The 17,423-nt window shown below is 70.3% G+C and carries 21 protein-coding genes; 11 read left to right on the top strand and 10 right to left on the bottom strand.

The features are described 5' to 3' along the window. Positions 1–3: 3 nt before the first annotated feature. From BCD48_RS34715 to BCD48_RS34730, 3 genes are all read right to left on the bottom strand, one after another. Positions 4–342, bottom strand: coding sequence for an LLM class flavin-dependent oxidoreductase (locus BCD48_RS34715; RefSeq protein ID WP_198543519.1), 339 nt, complete (start codon positions 340–342; stop codon positions 4–6). Beyond that, positions 339–1,073 carry an SDR family NAD(P)-dependent oxidoreductase gene (locus BCD48_RS34720; protein WP_071052658.1) on the bottom strand — a complete coding sequence of 245 codons (735 nt, stop codon included), beginning with the start codon at positions 1,071–1,073 and terminating at the stop codon, positions 339–341. Before BCD48_RS34720 ends, BCD48_RS34715 begins: the two co-directional genes overlap by 4 nt. Before the next feature lie 490 nt (positions 1,074–1,563). Further along, positions 1,564–2,187: an NADPH-dependent F420 reductase gene (locus BCD48_RS34730; RefSeq protein ID WP_071052660.1), complete on the bottom strand. Its 624-nt coding sequence runs from the start codon at positions 2,185–2,187 to the stop codon at positions 1,564–1,566. Between the two features lie 199 nt (positions 2,188–2,386). Between BCD48_RS34730 and BCD48_RS34735 the strand changes: the two genes are divergently transcribed. From BCD48_RS34735 to BCD48_RS51680, 6 genes are all read left to right on the top strand, one after another. After that, the gene (locus tag BCD48_RS34735; protein WP_071052661.1) at positions 2,387–3,298 is read left to right on the top strand and encodes a LysR family transcriptional regulator; all 912 of its coding nucleotides are present in this window, start codon (positions 2,387–2,389) and stop codon (positions 3,296–3,298) included. Between the two features lie 87 nt (positions 3,299–3,385). Continuing rightward, a complete protein-coding gene (locus tag BCD48_RS34740; protein WP_241842228.1) occupies positions 3,386–3,628 on the top strand; it encodes a DUF86 domain-containing protein in 243 nt (80 codons plus the stop codon). Between the two features lie 108 nt (positions 3,629–3,736). Further along, entirely contained in the window at positions 3,737–4,456 is a 720-nt protein-coding gene (locus tag BCD48_RS34745) for a metal-dependent hydrolase (RefSeq protein ID WP_071052685.1), read from the top strand. A 394-nt stretch (positions 4,457–4,850) separates the two neighbouring features. Next, positions 4,851–5,216, top strand: coding sequence for a hypothetical protein (locus tag BCD48_RS34750; protein WP_071052662.1), 366 nt, complete (start codon positions 4,851–4,853; stop codon positions 5,214–5,216). Next, positions 5,201–5,704, top strand: a complete 504-nt coding sequence (locus tag BCD48_RS34755; protein ID WP_071052663.1) for a hypothetical protein — start codon at positions 5,201–5,203, stop codon at positions 5,702–5,704. The genes BCD48_RS34750 and BCD48_RS34755 overlap by 16 nt, the downstream gene beginning before the upstream one ends. Next, positions 5,674–5,811 carry a hypothetical protein gene (locus tag BCD48_RS51680; RefSeq protein ID WP_157910600.1) on the top strand — a complete coding sequence of 46 codons (138 nt, stop codon included), beginning with the start codon at positions 5,674–5,676 and terminating at the stop codon, positions 5,809–5,811. Before BCD48_RS34755 ends, BCD48_RS51680 begins: the two co-directional genes overlap by 31 nt. A gap of 77 nt (positions 5,812–5,888) precedes the next feature. On the opposite strand, the gene BCD48_RS34760 is transcribed toward BCD48_RS51680, so the two are convergent. Then, positions 5,889–7,214: a cysteine desulfurase-like protein gene (locus BCD48_RS34760; RefSeq protein ID WP_071052664.1), complete on the bottom strand. Its 1,326-nt coding sequence runs from the start codon at positions 7,212–7,214 to the stop codon at positions 5,889–5,891. 166 nt (positions 7,215–7,380) lie between these two features. On the opposite strand from BCD48_RS34760, the gene BCD48_RS34765 reads away from it, so the two are divergent. Next, the gene (locus tag BCD48_RS34765) at positions 7,381–8,160 is read left to right on the top strand and encodes a helix-turn-helix domain-containing protein (protein ID WP_071052665.1); all 780 of its coding nucleotides are present in this window, start codon (positions 7,381–7,383) and stop codon (positions 8,158–8,160) included. Here BCD48_RS34765 and BCD48_RS34770 read toward each other — a convergent pair. Further along, on the bottom strand, positions 8,139–8,561 hold the full coding sequence (locus tag BCD48_RS34770; protein WP_071052666.1) for a hypothetical protein: 423 nt from the start codon (positions 8,559–8,561) through the stop codon (positions 8,139–8,141). The genes BCD48_RS34765 and BCD48_RS34770 overlap by 22 nt on opposite strands. Positions 8,562–8,975: 414 nt before the next feature. Further along, on the bottom strand, positions 8,976–9,776 hold the full coding sequence (locus BCD48_RS34775; protein ID WP_071052667.1) for a TetR/AcrR family transcriptional regulator: 801 nt from the start codon (positions 9,774–9,776) through the stop codon (positions 8,976–8,978). Between the two features lie 78 nt (positions 9,777–9,854). Here BCD48_RS34775 and BCD48_RS34780 point away from each other — a divergent pair, with 78 nt between their 5' ends. Then, positions 9,855–10,262: a VOC family protein gene (locus BCD48_RS34780; protein ID WP_071052668.1), complete on the top strand. Its 408-nt coding sequence runs from the start codon at positions 9,855–9,857 to the stop codon at positions 10,260–10,262. Positions 10,263–10,315: 53 nt separating this feature from the next. Here the strand turns inward: BCD48_RS34780 and BCD48_RS34785 are convergent, their stop codons facing one another. Continuing rightward, positions 10,316–11,167, bottom strand: coding sequence for an LLM class F420-dependent oxidoreductase (locus BCD48_RS34785; RefSeq protein ID WP_241842229.1), 852 nt, complete (start codon positions 11,165–11,167; stop codon positions 10,316–10,318). Then, positions 11,136–11,570 carry a zinc-binding dehydrogenase gene (locus BCD48_RS34790; RefSeq protein ID WP_241842230.1) on the bottom strand — a complete coding sequence of 145 codons (435 nt, stop codon included), beginning with the start codon at positions 11,568–11,570 and terminating at the stop codon, positions 11,136–11,138. Before BCD48_RS34790 ends, BCD48_RS34785 begins: the two co-directional genes overlap by 32 nt. 64 nt (positions 11,571–11,634) lie before the next feature. Here BCD48_RS34790 and BCD48_RS34795 point away from each other — a divergent pair, with 64 nt between their 5' ends. After that, positions 11,635–12,561, top strand: a complete 927-nt coding sequence (locus tag BCD48_RS34795; protein WP_241842231.1) for a LysR family transcriptional regulator — start codon at positions 11,635–11,637, stop codon at positions 12,559–12,561. A 45-nt stretch (positions 12,562–12,606) separates the two neighbouring features. Here BCD48_RS34795 and BCD48_RS34800 read toward each other — a convergent pair whose 3' ends face one another. Both BCD48_RS34800 and BCD48_RS34805 read right to left on the bottom strand, forming a co-directional pair. Continuing rightward, on the bottom strand, positions 12,607–12,816 hold the full coding sequence (locus tag BCD48_RS34800) for a hypothetical protein (RefSeq protein ID WP_071052671.1): 210 nt from the start codon (positions 12,814–12,816) through the stop codon (positions 12,607–12,609). Between the two features lie 177 nt (positions 12,817–12,993). Further along, positions 12,994–13,962, bottom strand: a complete 969-nt coding sequence (locus tag BCD48_RS34805) for an LLM class flavin-dependent oxidoreductase (RefSeq protein ID WP_071052686.1) — start codon at positions 13,960–13,962, stop codon at positions 12,994–12,996. Positions 13,963–14,131: 169 nt separating this feature from the next. Here BCD48_RS34805 and BCD48_RS34810 point away from each other — a divergent pair, with 169 nt between their 5' ends. Both BCD48_RS34810 and BCD48_RS34815 read left to right on the top strand, forming a co-directional pair. Beyond that, positions 14,132–15,019, top strand: a complete 888-nt coding sequence (locus tag BCD48_RS34810) for a hypothetical protein (protein ID WP_071052672.1) — start codon at positions 14,132–14,134, stop codon at positions 15,017–15,019. Positions 15,020–15,827: 808 nt separating this feature from the next. After that, entirely contained in the window at positions 15,828–17,300 is a 1,473-nt protein-coding gene (locus tag BCD48_RS34815) for an acyltransferase family protein (protein WP_071052673.1), read from the top strand. The last annotated feature ends 123 nt before the right edge of the window (positions 17,301–17,423 follow it).

The following is a 17,423-nucleotide window of genomic DNA, read 5'->3' on the forward strand; positions in this document are numbered from 1 at the left end:
TTGTCAACTGTCGTACTCCTGCTTCATCCACCCCAGCCCCACACCAACGCCAAGGCGGCCGTCGCTGAGCACGTCGAGCGTGGTCAGCAGCCGGGCCAGGTGCGGCGGCTCGTAGTAGAACGTGCTGAGCGTGCTGGCGTTCAGGCGCATCCGGCTGGTCGCCGCCGCGGCGACGGTCCACAGCAGCACCGGATCGAGGGAGCTGGTCATCTGCGGCCCGTGGGCCAGATAGCTGCTGTCCACATCAACCGGCGTGACCAGGCGATCGCCGACCCACAGGGTGTCGTAGCCAAGGTCCTCGAGTCCGCGGTAGAACGCGCTCAGGCCGGGGGCGTGGTTCAGATGGCGGTGGTGCCGCCGTCGGTGACCAGTTCCAGGCCGTTGACGTAGCTGGAGTCGTCGGAGGCGAGGAACAGGGCGACGGTGGCGATTTCTTCGGGGCGGCCCATCTTTCCGCGGGGGATGAGGGACTCGAATGCGGCCTTGGTTGCCTCGTCGAACAGTTCTTCCTGTTTGGCGGTGGCGACCTGGCCGGGGGTCAGGACGTTGACCCGGATCTTGCGGTCGCGCAGTTCGTTGAGCCAGACGCGGGCCCAGGCCTGCTGGACGGCTTTGCTTCCCGCGTAGAGGCTCCAGCCGGGGAAGGCGTCGAGGGAGGCGTTGGATCCGGTCATGAAGATCGAGCCGTTGTCGTTGATCAGCGGCAGTGCCTTCTGCACGGTGAACAGGGTGCCGCGCGCGTTGAGCCAGAAGGCGCGGTGGAACTGTTCCTCGGTGATCTCGCCGAGAACGGCGGGTTCGCCCATCCCGGCGCTGGCCCACAGCACGTCGATCGAGCCCTTTTCCCGCTTGACGGTGTCGTACAAGCGGTCCAGGTCGTCCAGTTCGGCCGCGTCACCCTGGACGGCGGTGACGTTGCGGCCGATCAGCTTGACGGCGTCGTCCAGTGCTTCCTGCCGCCGGGCCTGGATGAAAACGTGCGCTCCTTCCTCGACGAACAGTTTGGCGCCGGCCAGTGCCATGCCGGTGGATCCGCCGGTGATCACCGCTACCTTGCCATCGAGCTTTCCCATGATCACTCCGTTGAATTGATGGGTATCCGAAACAGTTCCCGCATCCCAGTACGCACGCGACTACACGACCGCCATCGCCGCGCGGCTCACCGAAACCGCCCGCGAAGCCGGCGCCACCAACCCCGAACAACTCGGCGAACAACTGGCGCTGCTCATCGACGGCGCCTCGGCCCGCACCCGAGTCCTCAACAGCGAATCCTTCCTCACCGCCGCCGCCATCGCCGCCGTCCTCATCGACAACGCCATCCCCGCGTCATCTGCTCGGCAGGCCAGCGATGACCGCGGAACTACCGGGTCTGCTCCCGTTCCGGTGGGAGGCCAATGACGGCCCGATCACGCCTCGTCGGCCGGAAGACGACGTCGAGTTCGGCGCGGCCGGAGCGGTAGCTGCCGGGATTCGGGCTGGAGAGCGGGTCGCGAGATCTGGCCGCGGCATCCGTACGTATCGTCGAACAGTGATGTGGTGCGAGAAGTGGTGGTGCGGGTGTGCTCAGCTGAGACTGCTGACGCCGAGGGAGAAGTTGAAGTCCCCCACGCCGTGGCGGGCCAAGCTGATCATCAGCAGGCCCGCCCCTTCCAGCCATTGCGCCATCTCCAGGCCTCCGGCATCCAGGGGGCGCAACCCGAGGCTCTCGATGAACGCCGATACGCTCGCCTTGGCCCGCGCGTCGTCGCCGGCGAAGAGCACGTCCAGCGGGCGGCCCGGGGCCAGGACGTGGCCGAAGACGGTGTTGAACGCTTTCACGACGTGCGCGCTCGCCGGGGCGGCCTTGGCGATCTCCTGCGCGGCGGAAGTGCCGTCAGGGGTGACCAGCCCCGTGGCGTCGGCGTTCACGGGGTTTGTGATGTCGATGATGACCTTGCCGACGAGCGCGTTCCCGTACTGGGCGACGACCGGCACGGCGCTGGCGTTCGGCACGGCGAGGATGACGATGTCGCCGGCTGGGGCGGTGCCGAATGTCCCGACCGTGGCGCCGCCGCCGAGCGCGGCGGCCAAGTCCTTGGCCTTGGCCGCGTCGCGACCGACGACCTCGACGGCGTTGCCGCCCTCGACCGCGCGGGCGCCTATGGCGCGGGCCATGCCCCCCAGGCCGATAATGCTGATGCTGCTCATGGAGTGCCTGCTTTCTGGAGCGGGATAGCTGGACAGAACGCCACGCCCACCCCGTTGTTGTTAACGGTGGTGTCGTCGACGCCCTTGAATGACGCAATAAACGGCGCTCAATTCCACGGTGCCACTGGCCTGAGTGTGTGTCCAAGACCTCTTTCAGCCGTTGCGATACCCTGAAGGCATCGCCGGACCGGGAGGTTCCATGGATCTGGACCTGCGCAAGTTGCGCTACTTCGTCGCCGTCGCCGACACGTTGCACTTCGGCCGTGCGGCCGATGAGCTGCACATCGCGCAGCCGGTGCTCAGTCGGCAGATCCGTGCGCTGGAACAGGATCTCGGCACTCCGCTGTTCACCAGGGACAGCCACGGCGTGGCGCTGACCGACGCCGGCAGGCAGTTGCTGACCGACGCTGGCCCGCTGCTGGCCTCCGCGCACGCGGTCCGCCGCCGGGTGACCGTGGCCGCACGCGGCAGCCAGCGGCTAATGGTCGGCTTCCGGGCCGGCATCCCGGTCATCCCGGCGGCGCGGGCCTTCGAGGCCCGGCACCCGGACGTGGTTGTGGACGTGCAGCGGATCGAATGGGACGACCAGGCCACGATGCTGCTCGACGGCCGCATCGACGTCGGCTATGTACGGCTGCCCATCGACGAGACTGGCCTGCGCGTCACCCCGCTGTACACCGAGCCGCGGGTGGCGGTGCTGCCCGCCGACCACCGGTTGGCCGGCAAGGAGGAGGTCACCGAGGCCGACCTGGCCGGCGAGCCGCTGGTCTGGCCTGCCGACCCGAGCACACAGCCCACCAGGCGCCCGCACCCCAACGCCGGGTACCTGGTGCGTGGGGTGGACGAGACGCTCGAGCATGTCGCGGCCGGCCGGGGCATCTCGTTCCTGGCCCGTTCGGCGACCGTGTTCTACTCACATCCGGACGTCATCTATGTGCCCATCCCGGATCTGGCGCCCGACCAGGTGTGCCTCGCGGTGGCGGCCTCGCGCACCTCGCCAGTGGTCGACGACTTCTTCATCGCGGCTCAGGCGACGGCCGAGATCACGGCAGAATGTGGGAACTATGAAATGTGGCAGCTTGGAATCGGTGCCGTTTCAAAGCGCGACTGAGCAGCCCGACTGACAACAGCAGCGCCAACAGAGGGCACGCGGCCATAGCGATGGCGCCTGCTCCGCGCGATCACCGGCGATCTGTCCGTGCTCCGCTCCGAGTCGGACGCCGACGATGAGCGCCGCGCGGATCCGATCTGGCTGCGCGGGGTCATGTACACCGCCGTGACGGCGATCGAGGCCTGCGTCGATGTCGCGCAGCACATCTGCGCGGCACAGGGCTGGGGACCGCCAACGGACAACGGTGACGCGATCCGTCTCCTCGGCAGTCACGGGGCGCTGGCCGCGACGCTCGCACTGTCGCTGCGCAAGGCCGGGTGCCGTAAGTAGCCCGTCTTGTCGGATAGGCGATGGACGTCACGTTGGCGCCTCGCGGGAGCCTTGGACGGCGCGGGCTAGAGTCCGCCAGGTGCTGATCATTGAGGTGGACCTGCCGTGATGGGACGGACGCACGCGCTGAGCGGGGCGGTGCTCTGGCTGGTCGCCGCGCCACTCCTTTCCCGCGAAGAGTGGTTGGGCTCGTACGCGGTGTCGTTGTCAACCAGCCAGGTGATCGCCGGTGCGGTGGTGGCCGCGGGCGCGGGGCTGCTGCCCGACATCGACCATCCGTCCGGCCGGATCGCGAACACTCTCGGACCGGTCACGAGGACGATGTGCCGGTGGGTGAGCCGGGCGTCTGGTGGCCATCGGCACGCCACCCACTCCCTGCTGTTTGTGGTCGCCATGGGGTATGCCATGGGGCTGCTGGCGGCCCACTTTCGGTACGGCTGGTGGGCGGCGCTGTTCGTTCTCGTGGGCTTCGGGCTGCGCGGCCTCGGTCTGGACTTCGAGGGGCATGAGGTCTGGTCGGGGCTGAAGGACTGTGGGATGGCCGGGGTGGCCGTCTATCTCATGCATGACCTGAACATGAGCTTTGCCGCTTACCCGGTCGCCCTGGGTTGCCTCGCCCATCTGATCGGGGACTGCCTGACCCCAGAGGGCTGCCCCCTGCTCTGGCCGGTGAACTGGCGGATGGAGACAGTCCTGGTACCTCGGACGGACGGCAGGGTCGAACGCTTGGTGGTTGTTCCGCTGCTGGCCTGTGCCGCCGTCGTCCTCACGGCCCAAGTGCTGATCCGCCACGCCCCGTCTCACTGGTTCAGCTCACTGACGGGATAGGCCGGCTGGAGTCGACGACCGATCGTCGTCAGCGACGATCTTCAGCCAGTCCGGTGATGACATAGGTCGCCCGGGGCAGGTGCACCCACCCCAGCAGAACGTGATCGTGGAGAAATCGCAGTCTTGCTGGTCGGGCGCACCTGATTCCGTTTCGGGCCAGATCATCCAGCTGCACAAGATCGCCGCCAACTGCGTCGAGTATTGCGTCGGTTGCGCGGCTTGATCTCAGGCCGCGTCGGGTGGAGGGCCTGGCTCAGCCGTCCGGCCAACCCGGGCTTCGTAGTCCATGCCTCACGCGCGCAACCCGGCGCGTCGACATCGCGACCACGCGGGCCACCCGCATTCCGTTCCTGCGGGGCACGATGCCGAACTCGATCGCGTGGTGACCCGGCCCATGACCGCGCTCGAGGACCGCCTGCGCGACGCGACCGCCGCGACCGCCGGCCTGGTGACCACCGACCTGGTGACCACCGACCTGGCACCCGGAAGGGTCCCAGCCTCGCCCACCAGCCTGGCCCGGCAGCGCTGGTACCACCGCGGCGAGCCGCGCACGGGCCGGGCGCGGCGTCTCGTGCCTGTGCTGGTCGGCGTCGTCGTCCTGCTCCTGGTCGGCGGGTCGGCGGTTGTGCTGCCCAGGCGCTCCGAAAGCCGCCCGACCCCTGGGCGGCGGCCGTCGCCGAGGCCGGATTCCCGGCTCGTTACTTCCTCACGACGATCGCCGACGGAAAGTACCGGGAGGTCGCCGTGCGGGACGCGCTGACCGGCGCCGTCACCGCGACCGTCCAGCCGCGGTCGGATGAGTTCTTCACGACGGTCGAGGCGACGAGCGATCCGCGCGTGTTCCATGCCTTCGCCTACGACCGCGCCACGCCCAGGGGGTTCGCGTACCGGTTGACGATCGATGGGGCGGGCCACGAGGTGTCGCTGGTCCGGGACAGCACCATCAAGCCGATCTTCGGCTGGGGGACGGACGGACCCCTGCCACCGCAGCTGCCGCCGAACACCGCGCCTCCGACGCTTCTGCAGCTGGACACCATGATCACCCCGCTTCTCGGCGTCGGCGGCACCCGGGTCTACGTCATCGCCGCCCAGCAACGTCCCGACGGGGCCCCGGTGACCCGGGTCGTCGAGCTGGACGCCTTCACCGGCCGTCAGCTGCGGGCCCTGTTCGAGGAGCCGAAACAGGACCGGGGCAACGCCCTCTGGACGTTCACCCGATGGCCCTCGACCCGGCCGGCAAGCTCCTGATGGTCGTCGACGGCGCCGGCGCGGCCTACCGCATCGACATCGCCACCGCCAAGGCCACCCGCCTCCCGTTCCTCCGCGGCACCAACCCCAACTCCATCGCCTGGTAGCCCGAAGCCCGCGCGTTCACCAACCGCTCGCGGCGGGACGTTCCGGGACGTTCGATGTCCACCGGATCGTCACATCGTCAAGCGAGACGACGCCCGCGGTGGCCGCGGTGGCCGCGGTCGAAGTATTCCCTCAGCCCCGTGAGCAGCCGGTCGACGTCGCTGTCGTCGTTGTACGGCGCCAGCCCGATCCGCAGGCCGCCGGCGTCACCGAGGCCGAGCCGGTGGGAGGCCTCATAGGCGTAGAAGGAGCCGGCGGGGGCGTTGACCCCGCGTTCGCCGAGGAAGGTCCGGATGTCCTGCGGGTCATGGCCCTCGAAGGTCGTAAGGAGGGTGGGCGTGCGGCGGGCCGCTCGTGACCAGAGCGTGGCCCCGGGCAGCTCGCGCAGCCCTGCCTCGATCCGCTCGCGCAGGACGTCCTCGTGGGCCTGAAGCGCCGCCATCGAAGCGAGAAGCCTCGCGCGCCGGTCCGCGCCCGCGCTGCCCGCGCCGGCCGCGCGGCCGGTACCGGCCGCGCTGGGTGCCAGGTCGGCGAGGAAGTCGACGGCCGCTGTCGTACCGGCCATCAGCTCGTAGGGGAGGGTGCCGAGCTCGAACCGCTCCGGCACGGCGTCGGTCGCCGGCAGCAGCTTGTCGGGGGAGAGCTGTTCGAGGAGCTCGGGCCTGCCGTAGGTGACGCCACAGTGGGGGCCGAGGAACTTGTAGGGAGAGCAGGCGTAGAAGTCCGCGCCGAGGGCCGGTACGTCGACCGCCGCATGCGCCGAGTGGTGCACGCCGTCGACGTGCAGCCAGGCGCCGGCGGCGTGGGCCAGCTGGCTGATCGCGGCGATGTCGGGCATGGTGCCGATCAGGTTGGAGGCCGCCGTGACCGCGACCAGCCGTGTGGCGTGGGAGAGGACACGCTCGATGTGGTCGAGCTCGAGCTCGCCGGTCTCGGGGTCGAAGTCGGCGAAACGGACCGTCACCCCGACCGCCCGCGCGGCGAGAACCCACGGCCGGACGTTGCCGTCATGGTCGAGCCGGGTGACGACCACCTCGTCCGCCGGACCCCATCGCCTCGCCATCGTGCGGGCGAGGTCCATCGTGTTCTGCGTCATGCTGCGGCCGAAGATCACACCGTCCGGCTCGACGTCGAGGAGGTCGGCGAGGGCGGCACGGCAGGCGACGACGGTCTCCTCCGCGTTGCGCTCGCCGAGCGTCACGGTGCCACGGTTGGCCAGCGGACGGGTGAGCGTGTCGTAGACCGCCCGAGCCACGACATCGGGGGTCTGAGAGCCTCCCGGCCCGTCGAAGTGGGCGGCGCCGGCGGCGAGCGCCGGGAAGCGGCCGCGGACGGCGGCGACGTCATAGGCGGCGGCGACGTCATAGGCGGTGGCGGCGTCCGGGGCGGTAGGGGGCTCGGTCATCACCCCAAGCCTGCCAGTACCGCTCGGAGGTGCCCGCGCCCCACTCGGCGGCTTTGGTCGAAAGCAGTACGCCGATGTCCATGGCGACGGTGCTCACGGCCGGTGCGGACAGCGACAATTCCCGGCGAGGAATGGCCCAGGACGCCACGGCCGGTAGAACAGGCCTGTGGACTTCCCTCACGCGCTACGTGAACGCCGTACCGGCCGTCGTCTCAGCCAGCTCGATCTGGCGCTGCGGGCGGGTACCACCCAGCGGCACCTCAGCTTCATCGAGTCCGGTAGGTCCGTCCCCGGCCGGAGCATGGTCGTGCGTCTGGCCGAGTCACTCGAACTGCCGCTGCGGGAGCGCAACGAGCTGTTGTTGGCCGCCGGGTTTGCGCCCGTCTACCCGGAGAGCTCGCTTGACGAACCGGTGCTGGCCCCGGTGCGCACGGCGATCGATCACATCGTCCGTGGGCACTTGCCATATCCGGCGGTGGTCGTGGACCGCGACGGCGACCTGATCGCCGCGAACGACGCATTCGATCTGATCACCGAGGGCGCGGCGCCCGAGCTTGTAGGCCCGGGCAGAAACGTCTACCGCCTCGCGCTGCATCCAGAGGGCGTCGCGCCCCGTATCCGCAACCTCGCCGAATGGGCGCGCCACATCCTGGCGCGCCTTGGCCACATGGCGGAGTTGCGCTCCGAACTCATGAGATACGTCCCTGAGCTGGCGCCGTCCGACGGGCAGCTCGGCTTCGCGGTCCCGCTTCACCTGGGGTCATCCCGCGGTGAGCTGCGCCTGATGACGACGGTGACGACCTTCGCCACCGCCGTCGACGTAACGCTCGCCGAGCTGAAGCTGGAGGCGTTCCTGCCGGTCGACCCGGCGACGGCCGAAGCTCTCTCGGCGGCCGCCGAGGCGGTGCCTCCCTCGCCTGGAGGTCAGGCTCCCGGGAACATGTAGTCGGTCTTGATCCGGCCGTCGTCGTCGAGCACGACGATCTCCAGGCCCCCGCCCACCACGTCGCCGGTGTCGACGGACACGGTCTCCCAGCCGAACTTGACGACGTCCCGGAGGCGCACCGCATCGGCGCACGACCGGAACGTGAGCCCCGCCTTCTCGACGAACTGTTCGTAGCTGCGTGCCACGCGGATCTCGATGGCGGCGTGCCCCTGGGCGTCGAGGGCCTGGTGCTCGAAGCTGAGTCCTGCCGCGGCCTCGCGGATCTCCATCGGCGGCTGGAGGATGTGGACGCCGTCCTCGGCCCACAGGCGCGCGATGGCCGCACGGCGCTGCGCCGCGTCCGGCTCCGTCCACTGGGCCACGTAGCGGTCGGCCAGATCCCGCGGGTCAACCTCAATCATGGAATCTCCTTTATCGGTATGTCGCCTGGACCTGTGGACCCAGATCCTGTGGGCGGCGATGGTGACCGACAATTCCCGCCTGGGAATGACCTCGTCCGGTGCGCGAGATCGGCGGAAAGGCTTCCGTCCGCCATGGCCTCGCGGGCGCGACCACGGTGATGACTCGGCGCGACCGTCGTCGCCGGCCTGCTGCCGCGGCGACACCGCCGACAGCCGCAACCCTACGATCATGGGCTTTCTGCGGTCGAGGCGGCGCCACTAGAGTTCTTGGCCGTGGAGACTGGCGTCGAAGACACGATTTTCGGGTCGCGCGTTCTGGCCCGGCCTGATCCGTGCATCCCGGCGAGCAGTCTCGCTATCCCGAGGTCCGGCCGAGATCGCGTGGATGACACATGACTGGCGGTCGATTCGGCGTCAACCGGTGCCGTCGGCGCTGAGCTGCCTGCCCGGCGAACCTGGCTCGGCGCGTTCGATGAGGGAGGCCAGGCCGTCGAGGACGCGGGCCAGGCCGAAGCGGTACGCGTGGTCGGGGTCGTGGGCGCTGCCATGCGCCTCACCGGCGGCGGTGCCGACCCGGCTGGCCAGCGGGTAGCGCCGTTCGTCGAGCACCTGGGCGAGCAGCGGGCCGACGCGCGCCCACCACTGCGCGTCATCGCCGGCGGTCGCCACGGCGGCTGCCTGGTGCGCCTCCCTGGCATTGGCCTGCACGAAGGACAGCAGGTAGGTCAGGCAGTCGTCCATCTCCACATCGGAAAGGCCGAGCCCGTCGAGTGCTGACAGCTCGTGCTCGTACTTCGCCATGAGGCCTGGTCCGAGTGGCGGGCGGAGGGTCGAGATCTCGGCGGCCCAGGGATGCGCCGAGAAGAGTGCTCGGTTCTCGTCGGCGACGGCGGTCAACCGCGTGCGCCAGCGCGCGCCCGTGGTGTCCGCGCGCGGCGTCCGGATGTAGACCGCGTCCAGCATCAGGTCAAGCATCTCGGCCTTGCCCGGCACATAGGTGTAGAGGGTCATCGGCACGACGCCGAGTGCCCGGGAGACCGCCCGCATGGTCACCGCGGCCAGCCCTTCGCGGTCGGCCAGCCCGATGGCGGTGTCGACCACGGCACTCAGCTCCAGCCCCCTGGCCGGTCCACGGCGGGATGGTGCGAGCGGCTTCCCCCACAGCAGCGCCAGCGTGCGTGCCGGGTCACCAGATCCCGAGCGTTCATCCGTCACCTGGCCATCTTCGTACACAAAACACTGTACGATGTATGTTGTACATCGTACAGAGTTGTCGATCCTGAAGGGCCAACCATGAAGATCATTTCATCCGCCGTCTCACTGAACGTCGACGATGTCGAGGCGTCGGCGGGCTTCCTGACCCGGCACTTCGGCTTCGCCGAGCAGCTGGCCGCGGAGGGATTCGCTTCCCTCGTCCGCGACGACGCCGGTATGAACGTCGTCTTCCTGCGCCGTGGCCTGCCAACGCTTCCCGCCGACCAGCGCGACGACCGTGCGGGCGGGCTCATCATCGCCTTCGTCGTCGACGACCTGGAAGGTGAGCTCGCCCGGCTGCGTGGCGAGGGTGTGATGATCACTATGCCGCTGACCGAGGAGGAGTGGGGGGAGCGGGCTTTTCAGGTTCGCGACCCCAACGGCATCATCGTGCAGCTTGTCGACTGGAAGGGATCGGGCGCCCAGGCGGCGGTGGTCGAGGCGTAGCGAGCCGCGAGTCCGGTCTTCGGCTGATCGGACGATCGGACTCGGGGACACGGTCAGCGGGGTAGGGAAGCGTGCCGTTCCAGGAAAGCGGCGACGTCACTCTCCGACTCGATCGGCAGCGGATACACAAGGAGACGGTCGACCCCGAGTTCGGCGTACCGGCGGGCCGCGGCAGCGGTGACCTCGATCGGATCGAGCTGCATATAGATGATTTCCAGACGGCCGAGCCGGGCCGGTCGCTCGATCTCGACCGCTGCCGCGGCCAGTCCAGACAGGTGGGTGGCGAGGTCGGCGGCGGTGCCGTTGCCAAACCATCCGTGCCCACGGGCGACCGCGCGTCGGTAGGCGGCCGGGCTGTGACCGCCGATCACGACTCGCGGGCCGCCCGGGCGCACGGGCCGAGGATGCGCGTCGATGTCTGCGAACGAGACGTACTGCCCGCTGTAGACGGGCTGGGGATCGAGCCAGAGCGACGCCATCGCGTCCAGGTACTCGTCCGTGCGGCGGCCGCGCCCGGCCATCGGCACCCCGATGGCGGACATCTCCGGCTCCAGGTAGCCGGCGCCGACGCCGAGCAGCGTTCGCCCTTCGCTCAGCACGTCCAGGCTCGCCACCTGCTTGGCCAGAACCAGCGGGTTGCGCTGGGGAAGGATGATGATCCCGGTGCCCAGCTCGAGCCGCCGGGTGGCCGCGGCCACGTAGGTCAGGTGGATCAGGGGGTCGAGGATCGGGTCCGTCGCCTCCATCGGCGAGGCCGGCACCCGAGGGCTGGGCAGGACGACGTGTTCACCGGCCCACCAGGAGCGATACCCCAGCTCCTCGGCCAGCCGTGCCAGGCGGACGGTCGCCTCCGGGCCGGCCGTCGCCTTCGCGTTAAGACCACTGACACCGAGTTCCACGCTCACGCTCCCTAGAACCTCTGCTCGTAGAACCTCTGCTCGGACGTCGCCTCGCCGCCCGTTCCGCCGGAACGTCGAGGACGGCCTTGCCCGCGACGCGGCGGGACAGCAGTGCCTCGGCGACCTCGGGCGCCCGCTCCCAGGGGCCCCGCCAGCCGATCTGTGGGTCCAGCTCGCCCCGGTCGAGCAGCCGGACGAGGTAGCCGATGACCTCGGCCAGTCCGGAGCCGATGACGAACGGCTCGATCCGCCGGTCGCCGGACCGATGCCGTTCCGCCTCGAAGTCGATGGTGGTCGGCTGGCCGGACGCCTTACCGATGGACAGCGCGACCCCGCCCGGTTCGAGCAGCGAGAAGGCCTCGGCCAGCTGCTGTCCGCCCACGTTGTCGAGAACGCCCCGCCAGACCACCGTGCCTGGCTTCTCCGCGTTGGTCCAAGACCCGTTGTTATAACCAATGGTTATGGACGTGCGCGTGCGGGACCTCCGTTACTTCTTGGCGGTCGCCGAGGAACAGAGCTTCACTCGGGCGGCGAGCCAGCGGCTGTACATCTCGCAGCCGGCGTTGAGCAAGCAGATCCGCCAGCTGGAGCAGTCGTTGGGGACCGTCCTGTTCGATCGGGACCGGCGGACGGTCCGGCTGACTCCGGCCGGAGAGGCCCTGCTGCTGTATGCCCGGCGGCTCACTGAGGACTGGGAGGCGGCGCGGCTCGCGGTGTCGGAGGCGTCAGCCCTGGCCGGGACGACGGTGCGGGTCGGATTTCAGATGCGGATCGGTCGCGGGCTCATCCCAGCCGTCACGGCGCGGATGCGACAGCGGCTTCCCGGCTGGAAGCTGATGTTCCGCCAGGTCTCGTGGGCCGATCCCACAGTTGGCCTGGCCCATGGCGAGGTGGACGTCGCGATCGCCTGGCTGCCGGTGCCCGACACCGGCGCGCTTTCCTGGCGGGTCGTGGCGCGCGAGGACATCTGGGTCGCACTTGCGCCACGACACCGCCTCGCCGGACTGCCGACGGTGCCCTTCGCCGATCTGGTCGACGAGCCCTTCATCGCGCTGCCGAGGACGGCCGGCGCCCAGCGGGACTTCTGGCTCGGGGCGGCGGCCCGGCAGTCCCCGGCCGTCATTACCGGGGAGGCCGAGACCGCCGAGGAGTCGTTCGAAGCGGTCGCCTCCGGACTGGGGATCACCTTGCTCTCCGCCGGCAACGCCGAGATCTACCACCGCGACGACGTCGTCTGCCGGCCGGTCAACGGGCTGCCGCCCAGCGAGCTGGCCGTCGTCTGGCGCACGGTCGACACCCGACCGTTCGTCGACGTCTTCGCCGACACCTGCCGCGCCTGCGCCCGTCCCGCGGCCGTGGCCGGTCAGGTGGGCGAGCCGGAACCCTGCGCAGGACCGTGACACCGATGGTGAGGTTCCCCGCGCACTCCGTCCTGGGCTGCGGCCCTAGGAGAGAGGGCCAGGTCGTGGGGACGGAGCCGGCGAGGTGTCCCGGCTCGAGGAGGCGATGAGGTCGACCGCCAGGGCACAGATCCACACGGCGACGGTGAGAGCGAGCACCCGCTCGAAGAGACCCTCCTGGGAACCAGGCGCGTACGGGCCCTGGGACGCCGTGAGGATCAGTGGCACCGAGCCGAGGATTCGAACGATGAGCATCACCGGTCGGAGGTGCCGCCATCGTGGAATTTCCCGCGTACGTCGCCAGAGGGGGAACGGCGTGACTGCCAGTACGGCGATGAGCAGGCCGGAGGCGATGGTGTCGGTGAGTCCTCCGGCGCTGTACAGATGTTGGTGAACAGGGCAGGCGCTGCCAGCGAGGCGGCAGGGGAGCGGCTATCTACCTGTGGGCGCGTGCTCCGCTGCCGCCCGGCAGGCGGGGATCAGCGCGCCGATCCGCTCCAGCTGGTCACGCTGGGAGCGCAGGTCCAGGGCACCCAGGCGGGTGACGATGTGGCGCGCGCCGCCGGCAACGTACCTGGCCAGGCCCTCGAGCACCTGGTCAGCGGAGCCGGTGACCACCGCCTGGATCTTTTCCAACTCCGCCAGCGGCATCCCGTAGGTGGCCCGCGCGTAGTCGTCCAGGGTCCGGCGGCCGCTCTCGACGTCCTCGTCGATCCGTACCGAGACGAACAGCGCGGGTGTGATGTCCTCGGCGGCACGGCCGGCGTCGGCCGCCGCCGCGCGGACATCCCGCAGCCCGGACGCGTAGTCGGCCGGGTCCGGCGGATAGGGCAGCCACCCGTCGTACATCTGGCCGGCGCGGGCTAGCGCGGCCGGGGTCGCGCCGCCGAGCCAGATCGGCGGGCCGCCTGCCTGGAACGGCCTGGTCGCGGGCGGGAGGTCGTCGAACCTGAGGATTTCGCCGTGGAAGGAGTTGGCGCCGTTCCACAGCGCCCGCCACAACGCGACCGTCTCGTCCAGCCGGGCGAAGCGCCGTCCCCACGGCACCTCGGACAGGGTGTAGAACGGTCGCCCGAAACGGCCGGGGAAGCCCGCCCCCACGGCCACCGTGAGCCGCCCGCTGGACAGCAGGTCGATCGACGCCAGGGACTGTGCGGCCTGGATCGGCCTGCGAAGGAACGGCAGCAGCGCGCCTGTTCCCAGGGTCACGGTCTCGGTCGCCGGGGCGAGCGCGGCCAGCATCGTCAGCGCCTCGATGCGCGGGCTGATCAGGGAGTCGTTGACGAAGAGCGAGGAGAATCCCAGGCGTTCGGCCTGGCGGCCGAAGGCGACGAGTTCTCGAGGGTCGCCGTCCGCGCCCCACTGGGCGGCCCCGGTCGGAAGCAGCACACCGATGTCCATGCGGCTGATGCTCACGACCGGCGCGGACAGCGACAATTCCTGCCAGGGAATGGTCGGGCACCGCCGCCGGCGTGGGCCACTGTTTTTCGCGCTGGTGGCCGCCGCGGGGTCAATCGGGGGGTGCACCACCCGAACCAGACCTGTCGGACCCATCAGGCATGGTGGCGGTATGCCCACCTCCGCCCACGAGACGCCGCTCGAGCTGCTCCGGCTCGACCCGTCCCTGCCCGACTGGGTGCAGAACGAACTGCTTGGCGACGACGCCCCCGCCTTCGACCATGCGCGGCTGTTCGACCCGAACGTCCGCCCGCGGACCTATCAGGCGGACGCGATGGTGCTGTACTGCGGACCGGACGACATGCCGCTGCGCGCCGCCGTCTATGAGGTCCAACGCGGCCGGGACCCGGACAAGCTTGGAACCTGGAAGCTGTATGTCGGTCATATGGAGACCGAGTTCCGCGTCAAGGCCTCCCTGGTGGTCTTCGTCCCCGACAGGGCGGTGGCTGACTGGTACCGCGACCAAGTCGCCCGGGACACCCGCAGCGGAGCGTGGTTGCGGCCGTGGTTCTTCACCGCCGAGGACGTCCCGCCCATCGTCGACGAGGAACTGGGAGCGGCCCGACCGGCGCGGGTGCTGTTCTCCGCGATGTGCCACCTCGACGACCCCGCTGTCGAGAAGATGTACCCCGCACTGCTAGCCGCGCTGGTGACGTTGGAACCAAGGGCGAAGATCTTTTACCATAACGTGACCGTGGGCAGTCTGCCCGAACCGGCCCGGGCCCGATGGGAGGCGTTTGTCATGACCACGGCTGTCGGCAAGCGGTACAACGACGAGATGCTCAACGAGGCCGACGCTCGCGGCGAGGCTCGCGGCGAGGCTCGCGGCGAGGCTCGCGGCGAGGCGAGGTCCGTGCTGCTGGTTCTGGAGAGCCGCGCCGTGCCGGTGCCCGACGCGATCCGCGAGCGGATCCTGGCCTGCGCCGACACGGACCAGCTGGACCTGTGGCTCCGTCGTGCGGTCACGGCGACCACCGTTGAGGACGTCATCCGGGGCTAACCGGGAGATATGGCTCGGATATCCGAGGTGCGGATATCCGAGCCGAGGTAAGGCGACCACGGGCGATGCCCGACCCGTGGACACCGCGCCGACCAGCCGACGCTGCCATGAGCGGGGTTGCCTGGTGCTGGCGACGGTCGCGCGGCCGGCGGCGTGCGGGACCGGGCGATGTTGAACATCGCCATGCTCGCCTCCTGGACGAGGCCGAGGCTCTCGACGCGAGCGCGGTCACGCGAATGAACGCGCCGTGAGTTCCAGTGCCGGGCGGTGACCTCGCGACGGCGTATCCACGGGTACCGAGATCGTTTGCCCGTGGCGCTCCCGGTCGGTGGCTCCGTGGGCGAGACCGCCGACGGTTGCGCATCTCCTTCGCCGCCCAATGTCACAGCCCGCCTGGGATTGGGGCGTCGGCGTCGGCGTGGGCGTCGCGCGTCGTTACGACCAGGCTCCCTGTCTCCGCCGGCAGCAGCCGCCCCAGGCCAGCTCTGGCGATTCGTTCGCCCGCTGGTAGGCCGAGTCCGGAAGAGCCCCGCCAGCGCCGCCTACCTGGTGCCCGACTGATCGCCGCGTCATCGGCTGCCCGCGTCGTCGGTTGATCGAGGGCGAGGGATCGGTGTGATCCATGGCGGCTCGGCCCACATCGGTGGGCGGGCATCGACGAGTCCTTTGAGTAGCGTCTCGGTTGCCCACGGTCAGTGCCGCCGTCGCGGACGCCAGGCCCGCCTGACAGGCGACCCCAAGGCTAGCGGGATAGAAGGGTACAAACGGCCAGTAAGTGGGCAGTCCGACAGTTCTGAGGGGAGTGCGGATGGCGGAGCACGGACACGACTCGGAACGCGGGCAGCGCCGCGTGAACGCGGTGGCGCGCAGCCGCCCGGCGGCCGAGGACACCCGGGCGGGGACCCTGCTGGCCGGCCCGGCGCCGCCGCGGCTGCCCGGCCAGTCGAGGCTGCCCCACCAGTCGCGCCCGGGCCTCCAGCCAGCCGGTCCGACCAGCCCAGCCGGCCCCCGTGGGCAGGCCGTTCGGACAGCCGGAGCCCGCGAGCGGGGCGGCGTCAGGACTGGCGGTTACAACCCCGCGCTGGACGGCATCCGGGCGCTCGCGGTGCTCTGCGTGCTCGTGTTCCACATGGACTCGCTGCCCGGCGGCTACCTGGGCGTCGACGTGTTCTTCGTGCTCAGCGGATTCCTGATCACCGGACAGCTGCTGACCGAACGGGACCGGACCGGCGGGGTGTCCCTCGCGCGGTTCTACGTCCGGCGCGCCTACCGGCTGATGCCCGCGTTCTGGCTCCTGGCCCTCGTGGGCGTCACGGTGGTCGTGCTCCTGGGCATCGGCACGGCGGGCGAGCGGTCCGAGTTTCTCCACAGCCTGGCCGCTTCGATGCTGTATGTGAACGACTACTCCCAGGTGGTGAGCCAGAGCACGGGGGCCGGCTGGCTTGGGCACACCTGGTCGCTGTCGCTGGAGGAGCAGTTCTATCTGCTCTGGCCGCTGGCGCTGCTCGCCCTGTGCCGCCGGCCGCGGCTCGCCCGCCGGCTGCCCATGGTCCTGCTGGGCGGGGTGGCCGCCGTCATGGTGTGGCGCGACGTTCTGATCGCGTTCGGAGCGTCCGGTACACGGACGTACTTCGCGCTGGACACCCGCGCGGACGCGCTGCTGGTCGGCTGCGCGCTGGCCGCCTGGCTGCGAGCGGCCCGGCGCGGCGTGGACGGGGAGGGCGGCGCGGTCGCGGTGCTCGCGTGGCAGCGTCGCCTTGACCGCGTCAGGACCGTCCTGCCCGTGGTCGGCCCGGCCGCGCTCGTGCTGCTGGCCGTGGCGACGGTGACCGCGCCGAACGGCTGGGGCCCACGGCCGACTTCGCTGTCCTACGGCGGCTACACCGTCGTCGCGCTGCTTGCCGGCGCCGTCATCCTCGCGGTGGAGCAGGGGACGACGGCGAGCTGGCTGTTCCGCGCCCTCGCCGCGCGGCCGCTGGCCTGGCTCGGCCGGATTTCCTACGGTTTCTATCTCTGGCACTTTCCGGTGGTCGCCCACTGGGGCGACGACCTGACCGGCGCACTCGGCCGGTGGCCGGCGATCCTGGTCGTCGGCGCCATCTCGGTGGCACTCGCGGCCGCGTCGTACTACCTGCTCGAACGGCCCGTTCAGCGCCGCCCCGCGGGACGGCGGCGGCCACCCAGCGTGAGTCCGCATCGCCGCCCGGCCGCGCCGGCGGCTGTCGCGGGCACCCGCGACAGCGATCGGTCGCCGGAGGCAAGGGTCCGCGAGGCCTGCTGAGACCGGAGCCTCGCGGCGCGGGCCTGGTCCCGCCGCGCCGCGCTCGTCGGTCTCAGCGGAGCGTCGCGCCGATTCCGGGGCTTCCGCCGTTCGTGCCGGTGCCGGGACGCGCGACATCAGTTC

Origin of the sequence: Pseudofrankia coriaricola (assembly GCF_001854805.1) — a bacterium.
Lineage (GTDB): Bacteria > Actinomycetota > Actinomycetes > Frankiales > Frankiaceae > Pseudofrankia.